The organism is Stutzerimonas tianxiuensis, from assembly GCF_053470365.1.
On the sequence record NZ_JBPVWS010000021.1, the window covers coordinates 1 to 17,409 of the forward strand.

18 protein-coding genes are annotated in these 17,409 nt (G+C 57.8%); 4 read left to right on the top strand and 14 right to left on the bottom strand.

Annotated elements, in window-relative coordinates:
* Positions 1-1,143, top strand: a 1,143-nt coding sequence (locus ACSSNI_RS20245) for an IS1182 family transposase (RefSeq protein ID WP_342408000.1), incomplete at its 5' end; no start/stop codon positions are given.
* Positions 1,144-2,124: 981 nt separating this feature from the next.
* Here ACSSNI_RS20245 and ACSSNI_RS20250 read toward each other — a convergent pair.
* From ACSSNI_RS20250 to ACSSNI_RS20285, 8 genes are all read right to left on the bottom strand, one after another.
* The gene (locus tag ACSSNI_RS20250; RefSeq protein WP_200638464.1) at positions 2,125-2,454 is read right to left on the bottom strand and encodes an XRE family transcriptional regulator; all 330 of its coding nucleotides are present in this window, start codon (positions 2,452-2,454) and stop codon (positions 2,125-2,127) included.
* A gap of 3 nt (positions 2,455-2,457) precedes the next feature.
* On the bottom strand, positions 2,458-2,811 hold the full coding sequence (locus tag ACSSNI_RS20255) for a type II toxin-antitoxin system RelE/ParE family toxin (protein ID WP_200638462.1): 354 nt from the start codon (positions 2,809-2,811) through the stop codon (positions 2,458-2,460).
* Positions 2,812-2,858: 47 nt separating this feature from the next.
* Positions 2,859-3,842: a phage integrase gene (locus tag ACSSNI_RS20260; protein WP_200638460.1), complete on the bottom strand. Its 984-nt coding sequence runs from the start codon at positions 3,840-3,842 to the stop codon at positions 2,859-2,861.
* Positions 3,842-5,122 carry a hypothetical protein gene (locus tag ACSSNI_RS20265; RefSeq protein WP_200638459.1) on the bottom strand — a complete coding sequence of 427 codons (1,281 nt, stop codon included), beginning with the start codon at positions 5,120-5,122 and terminating at the stop codon, positions 3,842-3,844. Before ACSSNI_RS20265 ends, ACSSNI_RS20260 begins: the two co-directional genes overlap by 1 nt.
* Before the next feature lie 452 nt (positions 5,123-5,574).
* Positions 5,575-5,964 carry a hypothetical protein gene (locus tag ACSSNI_RS20270; RefSeq protein WP_200638458.1) on the bottom strand — a complete coding sequence of 130 codons (390 nt, stop codon included), beginning with the start codon at positions 5,962-5,964 and terminating at the stop codon, positions 5,575-5,577.
* The gene (locus ACSSNI_RS20275; RefSeq protein ID WP_200638457.1) at positions 5,957-6,175 is read right to left on the bottom strand and encodes a hypothetical protein; all 219 of its coding nucleotides are present in this window, start codon (positions 6,173-6,175) and stop codon (positions 5,957-5,959) included. The genes ACSSNI_RS20270 and ACSSNI_RS20275 overlap by 8 nt, the downstream gene beginning before the upstream one ends.
* Positions 6,172-6,336 (bottom strand): Arc family DNA-binding protein, encoded by a 165-nt coding sequence (locus ACSSNI_RS20280; RefSeq protein WP_200638456.1) that lies wholly within the window; start codon positions 6,334-6,336, stop codon positions 6,172-6,174. The genes ACSSNI_RS20275 and ACSSNI_RS20280 overlap by 4 nt, the downstream gene beginning before the upstream one ends.
* Positions 6,333-6,551 (bottom strand): hypothetical protein, encoded by a 219-nt coding sequence (locus ACSSNI_RS20285; protein WP_045429958.1) that lies wholly within the window; start codon positions 6,549-6,551, stop codon positions 6,333-6,335. The genes ACSSNI_RS20280 and ACSSNI_RS20285 overlap by 4 nt, the downstream gene beginning before the upstream one ends.
* A 473-nt stretch (positions 6,552-7,024) precedes the next feature.
* Here ACSSNI_RS20285 and ACSSNI_RS20290 point away from each other — a divergent pair, with 473 nt between their 5' ends.
* Entirely contained in the window at positions 7,025-9,025 is a 2,001-nt protein-coding gene (locus tag ACSSNI_RS20290; protein ID WP_200638455.1) for an ATP-binding protein, read from the top strand.
* Between the two features lie 660 nt (positions 9,026-9,685).
* On the opposite strand, the gene ACSSNI_RS20295 is transcribed toward ACSSNI_RS20290, so the two are convergent.
* The 5 genes from ACSSNI_RS20295 to dsbD are packed head-to-tail and all read right to left on the bottom strand — an operon-like array spanning position 9,686 to position 14,640.
* Positions 9,686-10,603, bottom strand: a complete 918-nt coding sequence (locus ACSSNI_RS20295; RefSeq protein WP_200638453.1) for a c-type cytochrome — start codon at positions 10,601-10,603, stop codon at positions 9,686-9,688.
* Complete coding sequence (locus ACSSNI_RS20300; protein ID WP_200638451.1) at positions 10,600-11,247, bottom strand: c-type cytochrome; 648 nt, start codon at positions 11,245-11,247, stop codon at positions 10,600-10,602. Before ACSSNI_RS20300 ends, ACSSNI_RS20295 begins: the two co-directional genes overlap by 4 nt.
* Positions 11,248-11,303: 56 nt before the next feature.
* Positions 11,304-12,083 (bottom strand): thiol:disulfide interchange protein DsbG, encoded by a 780-nt coding sequence (gene dsbG, locus ACSSNI_RS20305; RefSeq protein ID WP_200638449.1) that lies wholly within the window; start codon positions 12,081-12,083, stop codon positions 11,304-11,306.
* A complete protein-coding gene (locus ACSSNI_RS20310; RefSeq protein ID WP_159968940.1) occupies positions 12,080-12,895 on the bottom strand; it encodes a TlpA family protein disulfide reductase in 816 nt (271 codons plus the stop codon). Before ACSSNI_RS20310 ends, dsbG begins: the two co-directional genes overlap by 4 nt.
* Positions 12,895-14,640 carry a protein-disulfide reductase DsbD gene (gene dsbD / locus ACSSNI_RS20315; RefSeq protein ID WP_200638447.1) on the bottom strand — a complete coding sequence of 582 codons (1,746 nt, stop codon included), beginning with the start codon at positions 14,638-14,640 and terminating at the stop codon, positions 12,895-12,897. The genes ACSSNI_RS20310 and dsbD overlap by 1 nt, the downstream gene beginning before the upstream one ends.
* 205 nt (positions 14,641-14,845) lie before the next feature.
* Between dsbD and ACSSNI_RS20320 the strand changes: the two genes are divergently transcribed.
* Together ACSSNI_RS20320 and ACSSNI_RS20325 are read left to right on the top strand one after the other, a co-directional pair.
* A complete protein-coding gene (locus ACSSNI_RS20320) occupies positions 14,846-15,541 on the top strand; it encodes a response regulator transcription factor (protein WP_200638445.1) in 696 nt (231 codons plus the stop codon).
* The gene (locus ACSSNI_RS20325) at positions 15,538-16,920 is read left to right on the top strand and encodes an ATP-binding protein (RefSeq protein WP_200638443.1); all 1,383 of its coding nucleotides are present in this window, start codon (positions 15,538-15,540) and stop codon (positions 16,918-16,920) included. The genes ACSSNI_RS20320 and ACSSNI_RS20325 overlap by 4 nt, the downstream gene beginning before the upstream one ends.
* Positions 16,921-16,969: 49 nt before the next feature.
* On the opposite strand, the gene ACSSNI_RS20330 is transcribed toward ACSSNI_RS20325, so the two are convergent.
* Positions 16,970-17,290 carry an ArsR/SmtB family transcription factor gene (locus tag ACSSNI_RS20330; protein ID WP_372239384.1) on the bottom strand — a complete coding sequence of 107 codons (321 nt, stop codon included), beginning with the start codon at positions 17,288-17,290 and terminating at the stop codon, positions 16,970-16,972.
* Between the last annotated feature and the right edge of the window lie 119 nt (positions 17,291-17,409).

Consider the following 17,409-nt stretch of genomic DNA (forward strand, 5'->3'; position numbering starts at 1 on the left):
CGGCGATTGTGCGAAGAGGTGCACCTGAACCTGGCCTATCGCTGGTTCTGCCGGCTGGGTCTGGAAGACGAAGTACCCAATCACTCGACCTTCTCGAAGAATCGCCATGGGCGTTTTCGTGACAGCGATCTATTCCGCTGGTTATTCAATGAGGTGCTGCGGCGCTGCATGGCAGCCGGCCTAGTCAAGGGTGAAGGTTTCGCCGTCGACGCCAGCATCATTAAGGCGGATGCCAGCCGGCAACGTGGGGTGGCGGGAGATCAGGTCGATTGGAACGACCCAAAGCTCAGCAGCCGAGCAGTGCGTGAGTACCTCGAAGCCCTTGATGAAGAGGCGCTGGCTGAGGCTCTTCCCAAGAAAATTTCGCTCACAGACCCTCAGTCCCGTTGGACAGCAGCGCCAGGTGGCCCGGCCTTTTTTGCCTACTCCACGAATTACCTGATCGACACTGAGCACGGTGTGATCATGGACGTGGAAGCTACCCCGGCGCACCGTACCGCCGAAGTCGACTCGACCAGGACGATGGTCGAGCGTGTCGAAGCGCATTTCGATCTCACGCCGGAACGCCTTATCGGCGATACCGCTTATGGCACCGCCCCGATGCTGGCCTGGATGGTAGAAGAAAAGGACATCGAGCCGCATGTGCCGGTGTGGGACAAGACCGAGCGCAAGGACGACAGCCTCTCCAGTAACGACTTCCACTGGAATCAGGAAGCCAATGAATATCGCTGCCCAGCCGGCAAACCGCTACGCAGTGAATGGCGTGCCTTCACTCAGCAAAGATCGCGGGTAACCAAGGCCAACACCATCATTTACCGCTCCAGCCAAACCGACTGCGCCACCTGCTCGTTGAAAGCGAAATGCTGCCCCAACACGCCGAATCGGAAGATCGTCCGCAGCATCCATGAGTCTTCCCGCGACGTGGCTCGACGCATCGCCAAGACACCGGAATACCTCGTCTCTCGCTGCGAACGAAAGAAGGTGGAAATGCTTTTCGCCCACCTCAAACGGATCATGAAACTCGACCGTTTACGACTGCGTGGCCTAACGGGTGCCACTGACGAATTCACCTTAGCTGCGATGGTGCAGAACCTGCGCCGCATGGCCAAGCTTTTGCCTCAAGGGCCACCGCTGACGGGATAGGTACGCCTGCTACGAGCAGAAACCCTCAAATTAACCCTTAAACCGGAGCAAGGACGCTCAGTGAAACGCCGGAAGGCAACTTGAAGTGGCTTGCAGCCATTTCGACAGCAGGTACATCCGACCGCCTTGCTGCCGCTAAACCTACTTTTTCAACAGAATCGGCCGATTGCTGCCTTCCACAGCATGGTCACCGGTCAGCAATCAACAAACCAGTTGTAAAAATGGTATCCCGCGCTAACTGACACAGCACATGTGCCCAGCGTCAATAGAGGCCACTGTCCCTCGACACCAAGCCACCACTGCACTTTAAATAGAAGAGCTCCCACCAACGCGCAGGCCAGAACACCAAGACCCAGGCCAACCAAAGCGAACAGCCGAGCCCCTAGCCCTGGATTTCCGCCGTGCCAGTTCTCACTCAGGCAAAAGGGGCAATGATTGGACGAAGGCGAATAACCCCAGAAACCACGGCTATATGACGCCCTCGGAACCATCGCTTTGCCACAGTTGTGACAGGTAACCATCGAGTGTCTCATACCGCACCTCAGCTCAAATCGTCCTAGATGAGCCCATGGTGCGCTACCGCGGAAAAACCCCAACTACCGGACCTGACATCTAGCCAACACCTGCTGCTAAGCTGGGCATCGAACCCTCCCGCCCAGGTAACCGGGGTTATGCTGTAGGCGACTGATTCTACTGAATCCTCCTCGGTGGTCGACCGGCATCGCCCTGTCGCGAAACGAGAGTTCAGGACGCCAGTTCAACTCCTTCTAAAGGCCGCTCATCGGAAATACGTGCACGGGGCACTTATGGGGGCATCTAACAATAGATCTTTCAAAAAAGTATTTAAGAACAATAGGTTATGCATATATTTTGGATCCCCCCGGCTCCACCAATTCGAAACACCTAAACCCCTGATTTTCCTAGTGAATTTCAGGGGTTTTTGCTTTCTGGGATAGCGGATGTCGAAAGAGTGTCGAAGGCTCACGCCTGCTGAGCGGCAGCTTCGATCTCGGCAAAGTTGCTGATCCTCACCGAGCCATCTGGAAACCGGGCAACTACCTCGAGCTGTCCGCCCATAGCTTCGATGTGGCTACGCAGCGTGGAGATGTACATGTCGGTTCGCTTTTCCATTTTCGCGATCGACGGCTGCTGAACATGCAACAGCTCGGCCAGCATCTTCTGTGACAAACCACGCGCCTGACGCAGCTCATTCAGCGGCATTTCAGCGAGCAGTTCCTGGGCATTGGTCTCTACGCGAGCCTGAGCCTCTGGCGACATTTTTGCCCGCAAGTCTGCAAACTTCTTGGCCATCTATCAGCCCTCCTTTTGAATCTGTTCCAGGTGTTCATCGTAGAGACGATCCGCCAACGGAACGTTGGTTTCGTACCAGCGGTTGTCGCCCGTCTTGTCACCACCGATCAGCAAGATAGCCGAGCGCCTGGGATCGAATGCGTACAATGTCCGGAACGGGCGCCCGTTGTGCTGGGTCCTCAGCTCACGCATATGCCCATGGCGCGACCCGTTGATGGCGCTGCTATGCGGATAGCCAAGCGAGGGTCCACGTTCCTCTAGCAACAGCACGGATACCGCGACGGATTCCTGCTCTTCAGCCGAGAGCGACTCCCACCAGTCACCGAATTCATCGGTGTACTCAACGTCCCAAGTCATGCGAAATATAGCTCCTATGGAATATTCCTTCAACGGAATACTGTTACTCAAGGTAAAGCCGGCCCCAACCGTACCGCATCTTGAAGATGATCCGGCGCCAGGTGCGCATAGCGCATGGTCATGGCTAAGCTGGAGTGACCCAGGATCTTCTGCAGCGTCAGGATGTTCCCGCCGTTCTGGATGAAGTGACTGGCGAAGGTATGCCGGAGCGCATGAGCGGCTTGCCCTTTCGGTAGCCTGATGGTCGTTCGGGCTAGGGCACGACGGAACGAAGTGATCGTGTGCATGAAGGGACCGTGCTGTTTCCAGTGTTTCACGATCCGCCTCTCCAGCTCGGCCGAGATCGGCACAGATCGCACCTTTCCGCTTTTCGTCCCGCTGAACGTGATGACGCCATTCCGAACACTGGTTGGCTTCAACTTCTCCGCCTCGGACCATCGAGCACCGGTCGCCAAGCAGATCATCACAACCGGCTCGACGTGAGGGTTATCGCAGCCAGTACGGATCGAATCGAGCAGCTCCGCAATCTGATGGTTCGTCAGCCAGGAAAGCTCTCGTTCCTGGATCTTCAATGGCTTTACCAGGGCGAGCGGATTCTCATACTTGATGACTCCCAGGCCCCGTAGCTCGTTGTATACCGAGCGCAGATAGCCCAGCTCATTGTTGAGCGTTTTCGGTGAGGCGCCTGCTTCCATACGTACCCGGCGATCATGCGCATAGGCTTGCGGGTCGATTCGCGAGGCGATGGGATCTCGCAACCGTTTGGCCAAAGCATCGAGCTTATGGCGACGCCGCAACCCGTCCCGTAGAGAGTGGCCGTGCAGGTCATACCAGGATTCGATAAGCCCGGTTAGCCGTCGCGTATCAGCCGTGCTGGGCGACCACTCCCGGTTCTCGATTACCTTTGATCGACACGTCGCCTCGAATCGTTGGGCTTCGCCCTTGGTCTTGAACGTCTTGCGAAAGCGTTTGCCTTTGATCGGCTCAACATCGACTTTCCAACGACCGTCAGGCAGTTGTTCGATTGCCATCAGACCGCCCTACCCCACCTCACATGACGCTCCTGAAGCAGGTTCTTGATGTGCTTGTACAGATCCCGCTCGCTCATCTCCTTGGCGGCGTAGTGATCGCGGATGACCGGCCAGCAATCCCATTGCTTTAGGGTCTCGAATGCTTTGTTAGCGCCCACTCGCTCCCTTGCCAGCAGGCTTACGAAGTTTCCCAGGAACAGTTCCACGTTCTTGCCCGAGAAGCCCCGGCTCGTCTTGTAGTAGCGTTTGTACTCCGTCTCATCGACCAGGGAATCGACCGGCAGATCAACCCGTGCGTCTTCACGCAACAGCGTCCAGATGGGTTCGAAGTAGCCAGGGCGAGCGAGCAGCTTGAACTGGCTCATACCGTAGCGCCACAGGCCTTCCAGATGGGCTGAGAAGGCAGCAAACGAATCGGTGTCGATGGCTTGGCCGGTCTTCACGTCTGTCGAGCCGCTGGCGAACTGCTGGATGACCGAATGGTGGTAACGCAGCTCAACGCGCCATACATCCTGGGTCGGGTCATAGTTGTCCGGGTCTTTCGCATCGAAGGAATCACGGCGACGCCAAACGCTTTCCCAGTAGTCGAGCTTGTCATGGGCGCGGGCTTGCAGCGTCTTGTTGTAGATCCCGAGCTGTACGCCCCCGGCTGAGCCGAACAGGAAGGATTGGCCTTTTCCATAGGTGGCGGCTTCCATGGTCCACTGGATTTCCTTGATGCCCGAGATATCGCGGTTGGCACGTGCGCGGCAGTGCATGCGGGCCGTCAGGTCAGCCGGAGGCGTCCAGCCTTGCAGATCCAGGGCGAGGTGGACGGCACACTGGTTGCGCTCCCGGTGGGTCATCACGGCGGCAGCGTAATAGTCCATGCGCTCCTGGAGCCGTTCCGGCGACAGCGCGTCGATCGCGTGCGGTGACACCTCGATTTTCAGGTGCGGGCCGATCTGCTCCAGCTTCGCGTTGAAGTTCTTGATGAGCAGGATGAACCCAAGGTCGGCGTTCTGCAGTTTGTACTGGTAGCCCGAGTCCCGGCCAACACGCCCGGCGTGCCAGATCTCCCCGGCAAACTCGACCATCGCGCCCGGCTTCTCGAACAGCGCCATGATCTCGGGGCGAATCAGCCCGCGGTACAACTGGCGGACCGTATCCACGCCGCAACGCAGCAACCGGACCTTGGACAGATCGACGAATGCGGCTGTACCAGGATCGACGAACAGACGCCCGTTGCGATCTTCACGGGCAAGCATGTCTAGGCGAAGAAAATCCTTTGGTTTGCTCATTTGGTTCACTTCCTAATGCTGACTAATGCGGTAGTTAATCTGTATTTATCTGACGTGCTACAGGGACGTCAGCGCGGAGGCGCGCGCTGGCTGCGCTCGCTCACGCGCCTCGTCCCTCGGCACGTGTGAGAGTGCTCGGCCAGCGCGCAGCAAGGGCTATCGATACGAGTGATCGGGTCGGTGAATGACGTAACGGAATCACCAGGACAGGTTTGTTCCTGGGTGAAGGTCATCAGGTAGGGACGGTCAGGCGGCGGCGTGCTGACCCAGGCGAGGCAGAACGCAAGACTGGGCAGCGCGAGCAGGTGAGGAAGATTGGCGCGGCGCGCGAGGACGAATAACACCAAGGGCGCGGCCCTTGTCATCCCGCTCTTGCCGCCGAGGGCTCGGGAGCGTGGGGTGAAAAAGCTACCCCACACTCCCAGCGATAGGCTTTTCATAGTCGTGCAGGGTCAAGGGTGCGCTGCGCCCGTGCTTCCGTTCGACGGGACGGTGAGGCTGTCCCGACGAGCCGGGAGCGCGGCCCCTGACCTCCCGGCATTAGGGAGGGCAATGCGGTCCAGTACGTTGCCGGAACCATGCCGGTCGCGGTGCCGCATCACCCTGATGGTGCAGATATCGGAGAAGTAGACTTCGTTCGGGTAGTCGAGCTGGCTGGAGACGTTCAGCCCCATGAAATAGGCCAGATCACAGACGCCCTCCATCGGCAGCACAACGCCCAGGACATGCATGCACTGCCAGAACGAATCGGGTTCATCGTCCCAGCGCAGTTCCACCAGAACGGTTTGGCCGACATAGGTCAGCGCGGTTTGTGCGTCGAGCGCGAGGCGCTGGCTAGACATGGCTGTAATCTCCCGGTTGGAACTCGGTTTTCCCTTTGAGCAGGTCTTCCCGCAGGCGAGCGAGATTGACCATGCGGAAGTCGGCCAGCTTCATGCTCGGGATGGCGCCGGAGTCCGCCCAGTTGATGGCCTCCTCTACGGTGACACCGCTCATTTCAGCGAAGGTCTTGATGCTGCACAGGTCGAGGCTGTCGTCATTCTTGGCGCTCATAGCGGCTGCTCCTGCTGGGGTTTGTCCTGGGCAAAGCTGGCTTCGAGGCGGATCACGACTTCGGCATTCATGGAACGTCGAGCAGCAGAGGCGGACTGTTCGATCTTGGCGCGCAGTTCCGGCGGTACACGCAGCTTGAATTGCGGGTCTGTTCGGCTCATAGCGTCCACTCCTGTTCGAGAAGCTGCTGGGTCAGCAGGGCCACATTGACCATGGTCCGTTTGCCTACCCGCTTCGAAGGTAGGTAGTTCCGCTCCACCCAGGTGCGCACCACGATGGGTTCGTCGCCCATGCCGATCCACTCGGCGAACTTCTGCCACGGCATCAAGGGCGGTGCACCGTGCAGCTTTTGCGGGTCAAGACCTTCCGTATCCATAAGCTTTGTTCCACTATGTTCGGCATTAATAACTACCCAGATATTGGGTAATAGCTAACCACTGGGTGATTGTTACCCAGACACCACAGTGGAGCAATAGATACCCAGCAAATATTTTCTATATGGAACGCGCAGCTGATAGAGCACGTACATTGATCAAGATTGTCGGTGTAAAAAGGGCAAGCGAGCGAGGAGGCGCGTATGAGCGCTGGAGAAATGTCAGCAAGGGTGTGGTACGAGTCAGTACGGAAGAAATCGATGTGCTAGTCCAGATTTTCCCCCAATACGCTCTATGGCTCGCTAGCGGCCAAATCGCACCTGAGTGCGGGCAGACAAGCCCTGAATATGACGCAGAAAACCGGGGTGTGAGCCAAACCACCACGGATTAAAGAATGCGCAGATCGATCAAAGACTGCAATAAAACGAACGGCTCACGAAGCGCTTAACCCCTACTTCTAGGGAGGGTTACATAGATGGCAAAAGTAGAAGTAAAAGCAAGAGGGATCAAAAACAGGCTAAAAACTGTAAAACCTTACAGAGCCATTGCCGAATACATATGGAACGGAATCGACGCTGGCGCAAGCACTGTAGAAATATGCTATGACTGCAACGCCATGGAAAATGTAACCCACTTAATCATAAAAGATGATGGAGAAGGTATACCGTTCTCCTTAGTCGATAAAAAATTCACACCCGTACTCTCTTCGGAGAAAGCTGATCAGGAAGTACAGCACTCACTAATACATGGCAAGAATGGATTAGGAAGACTGACTTTCTTTCACTTCGCACAAAAAGCCAAGTGGAAAACATGCTATCAGGCAGAGAACAAAATCAAGCTAAGTTACGAAATAGCTGTCGATGCAGACAATATAGACAACTACCTTCCATCCGTAGAAACGCAAACACAAGAAGAAAAAACTGGTACAACGGTAAGCTTTGAAAACATATTCGAGCTATCTGACTACTACATGCAAAACGAGTTAAAACGCTATCTTCAGAAAGAATTCGCGTGGTTCCTAGAGCTAAAAAAAGATAGTGGCGTCTCGATTTTTATAAACGGCACCCAACTTGAATATGAAAACATAGTTCAAGACCGGGAATCCACAGCAATATCGATAGACACTCACAACTTCGAAATTACATTTATTCGCTGGGCAAGCAAATTAAATAGACATTACTCAAGATACTACTGCAAAGACCAAAATTGTAAATTCAAATACTCGCGCCCAACCACACTAAATAATAGAGGCGACGAGTTTTATCATAGCGTATACATAACAAGTGAATACTTTGAAAACTTTACACCCGGGACACCCCTAGCATCTAACGACTTATTAGGAACCAACGACCAATCCGACGAGTTCAAAGAACTCATAAAGCAAGTCAACGAAATACTAAGAACTAAAAGAAAACCATTTATTGTCGACCATGCGAGAAAACTTGTAGAAGAATATGAAAAAACCGGGATATTCCCAGAGTTCAACTCAGGCAACCGCTGGGAGCAAATCCGGCATGAAGATCTGAAAGCGACGGTCGTACAACTCTATCAAGTGGAACCAAAAATTTTCACCAACCTTAATAACGTACAAAAGCGAACACTGATTAGCTTTATAGCGCTATCCGTGGACAAGGGGGAAATAGGCGACCTATTCGAAATACTTGATGGCGTGATAAGTCTAAACTCGTCTGAAAGAGCGACATTCGCAAGACAACTTAAAACAACTAAAATGTCTTCCATTGTTAACACCATTGAGCTAATCAGTGATCGCTACAAGTCCGTTGCGGAATTTAAAAGACTAGTATTTGAACCAAGCATGTATGCTGGAGAGGTTCCCCATCTACAAAAAATGATGGAGAAAAATTACTGGCTTATCGGCGAAGAGTACCTTCTCCTAACCGCAGCAGAACCAAAGTTTGAAGAAGCACTTCGAAGATATACACACCTACTACACGGAACAAAACAAGAAACCACGATAGACCACCAAAGCAAAAACAGGGAGATGGATATCTTTCTTGTTCGCCAAGGAAAAAAACAAAGCAACATTGAAAACGTTGTACTAGAACTAAAGCATCCTGTTAACGTTCGACTAGGCAAAAAACAGTTTGACCAGATATACGATTACTACCAAGTTATAAAGTCTGTAGATCAGTTCAATGCATCTAATATGGAATGGAAGTTCTACTTAATAGCTAACGACTTCGATTCTACTGGATACATTGACAGCCAAATCCAAAGCCACCAATCACATGGAGAGCCAGGCTTAATTTTTGTCGGCGAGTACAAAGTGTACGCCTTCAAGTGGAGCGAGATATTTATAGAGTTTGAACTCAAGCATGAGTTTCTAAACCGAAACTTAAAACTTGAACTAGAACGACTCTCAGAAGGAGAGCACGAAGATGCAGATGACATCGTCAACAAGAAACGTACATCTGACGCACCAATTGAATATGAAGGCGCCCGAAGTACTGCTTAAACGAATAGTCATGTCTCAAAAGTGTCACAGACACAGCAAGGTATAGCCGGCTAATGCGATAGTGCGGCGGCCGCAATAGGCTGATCTGTTTGGGAAAGCGTACGAAAGCGGAGCATTGCGGAATCGTCGACATGGGTTCAAATCCCCCCGGCCCAAATAGCTGTTTGGACCTGTCTCAGACAGTCTACGAAACACCTCAAGAAGCCCGCCCCGTGCGGGCTTTCTTGTTTCTGACTGTATTTGCCTGTCTACGCCTCTAACTTCCCTTCGTGTATCCAGCTGTGTATCCCCAAGGTTAATGACATCCGTACGCTGCACCTTCGAATGTCGAATGAAAGTGTTGGATCTCAGCATGAGAGATCAGCCGGAGCGACTTGATCTTTTTCAACCGTGCGGTGCACCGAAGCGGCGCTGGCTCACGTTCACTCGTGCAATGCGTGCTCGCGGGTCGCGCCCACGCCTGGATGCGTGGCTTGTCGGCATATGGAGATCACATCAGCCAGCCAAATGCGCCCCCGGCTGCCGCCAAGCATCAAGGCGTGATAGCGACAGGCGGTGCGAGAAGGCCGCCAACCGCGGCAAATTCATCTCTTTCTGGAAGCGGTAACTTACTCTTTCGTCAGCGGGCAGTCCTGCCCGCTGCGAGATGGCGGCTATCGACTAAAGGCCCTTGCCCAGCATGGTGCCGTTGACGATTTCACCGTAGAGGTTCACGCCGTCGTTGGCGTGGTACTTGTCGCGGGTCTTTTCGACCGAACCGTCGATCAGCCGCGGATCCTGGGGCCGTTCGTGGCTGTTCATAAACGCGGCCACGTGCCAGGCGTCCTCATTCGACAAGCTGCCGCCCTTGCCCAAGGGCATGTTCTCCTTGATGAAAGCGGCGGCAGTGTTTATCCGGTGCATGCCTGCCCCCCAGTTGAACGAGTCCGCGCCCCAAAGGGGTGGGAACACATAATCGTCACCGGACTTCTGCCCTTCCCCGTTCTGCCCGTGACATACAGCGCATTGGGCCGCATAGACCTGCTCGCCCTTGGCCAGGTCATAGCCGTTTTCAGGTTTTGGCACTTCCGGATAGGCACGACCGGGGAGCTCCTGACCAGTCGGGGCCCCAGTAGCGAGCCAATAAGAATAGGCCGACAATGCCGCGATCACCGGTCCGTCCGCTTCTGGGGCCTTGCCGTTCATGCTGAATTGGAAACACCCCTGTAGCCGCTCGGCGTAGCTGTTGACCTTGTTGTTTTTCTTCCGGTACGCCGGATACATGGTGTATGCCGCCCACAGCGGAGCGGAGTTGGCTTTGCGGCCCTGCTCAAGGTGACAGTTCACGCATGCGAGGCCGTTGCCCACGTATTCCGGAGCCCGGTTTTTGGTATCGACAAAGATGGCGCGGCCTTCCTGGACCAGTTTTCCATAAGCATTATCGGGAAGCTCACTCTCCTGGGGTGGCTGGAAGTAACGGCTGCTGGCCGTCTCACCCGCCCCGGTGAGAATCTGAGACTGGTCCTCCATCACGATGTCATCGGCATAGGCTGGTGCGGCCAGGGCGATCAACAGCAAGGCGCTGGTTTGAGTGTTCATCTTGCTGCTCCTTGGTCAGTCAAACCGGCGAAGTACGCCGAGACGGCCTTGATCTCGTCGTCGGTCAGGCTACGGGCGATATGCCCCATCAGATCGTTGGGATCGTTCTTGCGCGTGCCTTGACGCCAGGCGGTCAGCTGCGAGGCCAGGTACTGCGCAGACTGTCCCGCCAGCGGCGGAAAGGCGTCGCCGACACCCACTCCGCTGGGGCCGTGGCAGGCGACGCATTCAGGGATGTTGCGCTCCCAGGCCCCACGCAGGGCCAGCGTTTCACCTGGACCTTCGGCTGCCGCAGTACGGCCGACCAGCTCCACCTGCGGTCCCGGCTTGTCAGCCAGCATCGCCGTGACTGCGTCCGCTTCCTCGGCACTCAGGGCAGCAGCAATAGGCTGCATGACGGGATTGGCGCGCGCGCCAGAAGCGAAATCGGCCAGCTGCTTTCTCATGTAACCAGCCGGGAGCCCGGCAAGCCTGGGAAAGCCAGCTGCCGCCATTCCCTCGCCCTCGACTCCGTGGCAGGTGACGCAAGCCATGGCGGCAGGATTGGAGCCGCCCTTGATATAGACCACCGTCGAATCGGCGGCATGGGCGGGCAGAAAGGCTGCTAACAGCACTCCCGTCAGCGGCCAGTGAGCGATATTCATAAAGCCTCCAGATCGTTTTTTATAGTTTTGGCAGCAGGCAGTGCTGTTTGACCTTTCTACCGTTTCGTTGACAGCGGCCCCATGATCTCGGCCAGGGAATCGGGACGCGGCGCCCCTTGTTGCTGCTGCAAACGTCCGTTGCCGTCCAGGTAGTAAATGGCTGGCGTTGCCGAGGCGCCCATCGCCCCCATCAGCGTCAGGTTCGCCTCAAGCTTCTCAGTCAGCTTAGGCGATACCTCTTCAAGCGGTTCCAGTTTGCTCGCCTTTCCTGCAGCTTCGTGCCTGTTCAAGGCGGCCGCTGGATTCTCAGCCTGCAGCAATGCGGCCGATTTGCCCGCGCTGTCCGGGCGCAGCATGCCGACCATGACATGGCGCAGCTGAACATCGCCGGACTCGACCCAAGGCCGGGCCTGCTTCCAGAACATGTTGCAGTACGGACAATTCGGATCGGAGAACAGGTAGACGATTCGCGGCGCCTCAACAGCGCCGTCCTGAATCCAGGTGCTGCTCTCGAGCCGTTGCCACATTTCCTTGCTGAGAGGTTCGTAGACCAGTTTTTCAAGGGGAGCCCGCGTCAGATCTTCGCCGGTGGCATCGAGCAGGCTGCCGATCAGCACGTGGTCACCGTCGGGCGTCAGATAAAGCGCGATGCCCTGTCCGTTATAGCGTGCTGCGTAGCCCTTCAATCCGCCCGGCGCGTCGAAGCTACCGACCACTTCGGCGCCGCGAGCCTCAACGGCCTGGACCGCAGGAGGCAGATCCTGTGCCAGCGCCACGGATGCGGGCAGCATAGCCAGCGTTGAATAGAACAAAGAAAGCGGTCGCAGATTTTTCATGGCTGAGTGGTTACCTCCAGTTGTTCAAGGGCGCGCGCCAAACTGGCGCGAGAAAGCTCACCGAGATGGCTGCCAACCTGGCGCCCGTCGGCGTCGTAGAAAAGCGTTGTCGGGAGCGCCGAAGAGCCTATGTGCTGGCCGAGGCGGCCGCCGGTGTCTAGCAGCACGTTGTCCAAACCGAGCGCTTCAGCGCTGAGGAAGTCCGCGATGACCCGCTCGCCTTCGCCCTGGTTGACGAAGAGAAAGGTCACCTCGGACTCGTTGCGTTGTGCTTCTGCCAGGACTGGCATCTCCCGTCGGCAGGGCGGACACCATGTGGCCCACAGATTGACGACGAGCGGCTTGCCGACGAAATCCTGCAGGGCAACCGGTTTACCTTGACTGTCGCGCAGCCCCATCTCGGGAAGGCGCGTGCCCTGCTCGAAGGCATGCAATGCGAAGGTCCCGAACCCCCAACTCAGCACACCGACAGCGACCGCAGCGCCCAGCGGTTTGCGCAATCCGAGCTCACGCCTGGCCAGCCATACGCCAAGCAGCACGGCCACCAGCACGCCCGGCCAGGCAATGAACCCGCCGTCACGAATGTCGATCACGCGCCAGGGCTCATCTCGGAAATGCTCGACGTAGACCACCACGAACGCCAACCTGGCGACGAGCAGCGCCACCAGTAGCAGCCTGAACAACTGCTGCTCGGGGTTGCGCTCGCTGCGCCGCCCAACCCACCAACCGGTCAGCATCGCCAAGAACAGGCTCGCCAGCAGCAATACATGGGGAACGGCCAGTGCGAACGGCCCCACGTTCATCGTCATCATCAGCCTTTCTCCATCGTTTCGTTCCACGTACCCAGGAATTGGCCGGCGTCGACCTCACCGGTTATCCGTTGCGAGCGGCGCTCCGCCCCGTCCGGGCCAATCAGCAAAAGCGTCGGCGGCCCCATGACCTGATAGCGACCGAGCAGCTCGCGGCTGGCGGAATTGGTCTGCGTCACATCCGGTCGCAGCATGCGTACGCCCTTGAGCGCGGCTTGCACCTGGCCGTTGCCAAACACTTCCTTCTCCATGACCTTGCACGACACACACCAGTCCGCGTAGTAGTCGATCAGTACCCATTGCCCGGCAGCTTTGGCGGCAGCAAGCTCACGATCAAGAACAGCCGGATCGGTGAAACCAACGAAACCCTGCGGACCTTCGATCTCAGTTGTCGAAGCGACGCTGCTGGTGAACACGGCAAGCGGCCGGCTCGGATCCTCCGCGCCACCCGCCGCACCCAGCACCAGCGCCACGCCCCATACGCCGGATAACGCTGCAACGGAGCTGAGCAACGCCCGATGCTGCTTGAGCTGACGCGACAGCTGCAGGAGTCCGCTGGCAGCCAGCAGCCAGAATGCACCCCACACACCCACCCACCACGAATCCGTCAGCAACGGGCGGAGCACATAGAGGGCCGCGACCAGAAATATGAAACCAAACGTGGTTTTGACGCGGTCCATCCAGGGCCCCGGTTTCGGCAGGAAGCGATTGCCGACCGTCACCAGCAATACCAACGGCGTTCCGATGCCCAGGCCAAGGGCAAACAGCACCAGCCCTCCGTTGACGGCACTGCCGCTCTGGGCGATATACAGCAGTGCCGCAGCCAGCGGAGCGGTCATGCAGGGCCCGACCAGCAAGCCGGACAACACCCCGAGTGCGCTGGCCCCAGCTAGGCTACCGCCTTGTCGCTTGCGTCCGGCCTGTTCCAGCCGATCACGCAGACCAGCCGGCAACTGCAGCTCGAAGAAACCAAACATTGGTAAGGAAAGCAGAACGAACAGGCCGGCAAAACTGGCGATCAGCCAGGGCTGCATCAGCCATCCCTGCAGATTCGCACCGAGAAGCGCAGCCACGACACCCAGCGCGGCGTAGACCAGCGCCATGCTGACCACATAGGAAGCGGCAAGCAGCATGCCGCGGCGAGGGCTGGCCCGGCTGCCGACCACAATACCGGCAAGGATTGGCAGCATCGGCAGGGAGCACGGCGCAAAGGCGAGCAACAAGCCAAGCCCAAAGAAGATCGTCAGACTCCAGCCAAGCGGCTGTTGCGCCAGTCTGCTTGCCAGTGCCTGATCATCGGCCTGAACAGGCTCAGAGGGTCCCGCTGCAGACCCGCTCAGATCGACCGTGCGAGTCTGCGGCGGATAGCACAAGCCGGCCTCGGCGCAGCCTTGCCATCCCAGTTCTAGCGTAGCGAGGCCTGGCTCGGCGAGGGTGACTTCCAGGCTGTTGCGATAGACCTGTGAATCGCCAAAATACTCGTCGTGATAGGGCTCTCCCGGTGGCAACTGCGGTTCGTTACCTGCTGCCAAACCACCAAACCGCAGCCGCTCCTGATACAGGTAATAACCTGGCGCGATGTCCCAGCGCAGCACAACACCGCCGCTGGCTGGGCGTTCGACCCGCAGGCTGAACGCTTGGTCGACCGGTAAGAAGGTCTCCTGCTTCTGACCAAGCGCGAACGGCGCAGCACTCGCCAGCTGCACAAGCCAGAGGCAGCAGGCCAGAGAGAAAAGGACCGCTCGCATGAACTACACACCCCATCAGCAAATTCAATGCGAGCATGGCGACTGGGGATTAAGTGGCCGTTAACGAATTGGCTTGGAGCTGACCACTGACCGACAGAGAAGAGACCGACATGCGAGGCTACGCGAGCAACTCAGCGTACCCTCTGATAACGCTCCGTTAATCGAGAAGCGTGATACTGGCCGGTGCATTCAAGACGAGTTTCCCATGCAGGTACTGCTGACAGAAGACAATGCGCTCATCGCGAGTGGCATCGTTGCCGGGCTCCAAGCCCAGGGCTTCGGCGTGGCCCATGCCGCGACTGCCGCTCAGGCGGACGCGCTGCTGCGCACGGCCCGCTTCGATCTGATGATTCTCGATCTGGGGCTGCCAGACGAAGATGGCCTGCACTTTCTCCGGCGACTGCGGCGTCGCGGGCTCGAATTGCCCGTGCTCGTTCTGACAGCCCGGGATGCGGTGGCCGAACGTGTCTCGGGGCTCCAGGCAGGCGCCGACGACTACCTGGTCAAACCCTTTGATCTGCGCGAACTGGCGGCGCGGCTGCATGCTCTGCTGCGCCGCGTCGCCGGACGAACGACGCACCTGATCGAACACGGTCCGCTGAGCTATGACCCGGCCGCCTGCTCCGCCTCCATGGCGGGCGAACCAGTTGACCTGTCCCGGCGTGAACAGGCGCTGCTGCAAGCGCTCTTGCAGAACCCCGGCCGGGTGCTTTCGGCCGAGCAGCTCAAAGACGCGGTATACGGGCTGGACGACGAGGTCGAAAGCAATGCGCTCAACGTCCACATCCATCATCTGCGTCGCAAGCTGGGCAACGGCATTGTCGAAACCGTCAGGGGCCTCGGCTATCGGCTGGGACCCGCCGGGCCCGTGACCGAACCGGCCCGAGCCACCGACACATGAGTCTGCGCCTGCGTCTGACCCTCGCACTCGGCGCCGCTTTTGTGCTGCTCTGGTCGGCGGCAGCGACCTGGATGCTGTTCGATGTACGCAACCAGCTGATGCTGTCGCTCGATCAGCGACTGGCCGCATCGGCTCGGATGGTCACCGGGCTGCTGGTGCAACTGCCGCAGCCGCAGCTGGGTGAAGGCGGTATAACTCGCTTGAGCGCAGAGCAGCTCGGTATCGAGAACGGGCTGGCCTGCCAGGTCAGCTCGCTGCGCGGTGAGGTACTCGCGCGCAGCCATTCGGCGCCAGACAGCGTGCTCGACGCCCAGCACACCGGCTTTCACAACCAGCTGATCGGCGACACGGCCTGGCGAACCTTCACCATGATCCGCGACGGGATGCGCATCACCACGGCTGATCGACTCGATGAACGCGCGACGCTCAAGCGCTCGGTGCTGCTGGCTGCAGCACTGCCGGTACTGGTCGCCCTGCTCGGCAGTCTGGTCGTGCTCTGGATTGGCCTTGGCAAAGGCCTGTCGCCACTCAGGCGAATCCGCACCGCTCTGGCGCAGCGCAGTGCCGACTCGGTCGATCCCCTGATCATCGAACGGCTGCCGCCGGAATTGGCGCCTTTGGTAGAAACACAGAATCAGCTGTTTGCACGGATCGCGCAGGCGCTCGAACGTGAACGCCGGCTCACCGATGATGCCGCCCACGAGTTGCGCAGCCCGCTGACGGCCATCAAGACCCATCTGCAGGTCGCAGCCATGACCGAGGGCGATACCGCCAGACGGGCGTTGGCCCAGGCCGAGCTCGGCACCGATCGCTTGCACCGAACACTGGAGCAGCTGCTGATGCTGGCCCGTGTGGAGGGACGAGTGTCTTTCGATGACGGCCAACGGTGCACGGCCATCGAGGTGGCGCAACTGGCCATCGCTGACGCCAGCCAGCAGCCAGGTCCCGGCATCGAGTTGAACGCGGCAGCAGACGTGTCCCTGCGTGCCCTGGCCATGCCGCCCGCTCTGGCCATCGCCGCACTGCGCAATCTGCTGGACAACGCACGTCGGCATACGCGCCCAGGGTCCCACGTTCAGCTGTCACTGCAGCAGCATGCTGAAGACAAGGTTTGCTTCACGGTGGTCGATCACGGACCGGTCATCGCTGCACAACAGGTCGAACGATTTACCGAACGATTCTGGCGAAACAGCGAGGGGGACGGCAGCGGGCTCGGGCTCTCCATCGTCAAGGCCATCGCCGAGCGCAGCGGTTGTGAACTCAGGTTCGTCGCCCACGGCGATGGACTGCAGGTCGAGCTGATCGCTGGTTTGCAGGAGGACGTTATTGAGAAGACTTCGCGGCTGAGTGATTCGCCATATCAACCGACTGACCGGTGACGCTTACGCTACGTATGCCGCATGCGAGACGCGCCATCGTGCGCCCTGCTCAAGGCTCGCTGACGTTCTCCTCGACGTGAGGCGCCTGACAGTACAGCTTGTACAACACCTGCATGACCTCCATCGCTTGGGGACTGGCGATGCCGTAGTAGACCTGCTTGCCTTCGCGACGGGTGCTGACCATGCCGTTATGCCGTAGCACGGTCAGTTGCTGAGAAAGGGTCGGCTGAGTGATGCCCGTCTGGGTCGCCAGATCGCCCACGCAGTACTCGCCCTGAGTCAGTTGGCACAACAGCAGCAACCGGTCGGGGTTACCCAAAACCTTGAGCAAACCGCAGGCCTGCGCTGCACTGCTACGGAGCGTTTCCATATCGATTTCTGACGCAGCGTCCATTTTCCACCGTTAATCAGGACAGGTTGACGGAACATTTTACCGATATATATCTCAATAAAGTGTCCCTGCTCATCGGAGCGATTTTCATCGGAACT

Bases quoted from the DNA above. Each gene is read 5' to 3' on its own strand.
- ACSSNI_RS20250 (WP_200638464.1), bottom strand. From the start codon at position 2,454: ATGGCCAAGAAGTTTGCAGACTTGCGGGCAAAAATGTCGCCAGAGGCT.
- ACSSNI_RS20255 (WP_200638462.1), bottom strand. From the start codon at position 2,811: ATGACTTGGGACGTTGAGTACACCGATGAATTCGGTGACTGGTGGGAG.
- ACSSNI_RS20260 (WP_200638460.1), bottom strand. From the start codon at position 3,842: ATGGCAATCGAACAACTGCCTGACGGTCGTTGGAAAGTCGATGTTGAG.
- ACSSNI_RS20265 (WP_200638459.1), bottom strand. From the start codon at position 5,122: ATGAGCAAACCAAAGGATTTTCTTCGCCTAGACATGCTTGCCCGTGAA.
- ACSSNI_RS20270 (WP_200638458.1), bottom strand. From the start codon at position 5,964: ATGTCTAGCCAGCGCCTCGCGCTCGACGCACAAACCGCGCTGACCTAT.
- ACSSNI_RS20275 (WP_200638457.1), bottom strand. From the start codon at position 6,175: ATGAGCGCCAAGAATGACGACAGCCTCGACCTGTGCAGCATCAAGACC.
- ACSSNI_RS20280 (WP_200638456.1), bottom strand. From the start codon at position 6,336: ATGAGCCGAACAGACCCGCAATTCAAGCTGCGTGTACCGCCGGAACTG.
- ACSSNI_RS20285 (WP_045429958.1), bottom strand. From the start codon at position 6,551: ATGGATACGGAAGGTCTTGACCCGCAAAAGCTGCACGGTGCACCGCCC.
- ACSSNI_RS20290 (WP_200638455.1), top strand. From the start codon at position 7,025: ATGGCAAAAGTAGAAGTAAAAGCAAGAGGGATCAAAAACAGGCTAAAA.
- ACSSNI_RS20295 (WP_200638453.1), bottom strand. From the start codon at position 10,603: ATGAACACTCAAACCAGCGCCTTGCTGTTGATCGCCCTGGCCGCACCA.
- ACSSNI_RS20300 (WP_200638451.1), bottom strand. From the start codon at position 11,247: ATGAATATCGCTCACTGGCCGCTGACGGGAGTGCTGTTAGCAGCCTTT.
- dsbG (WP_200638449.1), bottom strand. From the start codon at position 12,083: ATGAAAAATCTGCGACCGCTTTCTTTGTTCTATTCAACGCTGGCTATG.
- ACSSNI_RS20310 (WP_159968940.1), bottom strand. From the start codon at position 12,895: ATGATGACGATGAACGTGGGGCCGTTCGCACTGGCCGTTCCCCATGTA.
- dsbD (WP_200638447.1), bottom strand. From the start codon at position 14,640: ATGCGAGCGGTCCTTTTCTCTCTGGCCTGCTGCCTCTGGCTTGTGCAG.
- ACSSNI_RS20320 (WP_200638445.1), top strand. From the start codon at position 14,846: ATGCAGGTACTGCTGACAGAAGACAATGCGCTCATCGCGAGTGGCATC.
- ACSSNI_RS20325 (WP_200638443.1), top strand. From the start codon at position 15,538: ATGAGTCTGCGCCTGCGTCTGACCCTCGCACTCGGCGCCGCTTTTGTG.
- ACSSNI_RS20330 (WP_372239384.1), bottom strand. From the start codon at position 17,290: ATGGAAACGCTCCGTAGCAGTGCAGCGCAGGCCTGCGGTTTGCTCAAG.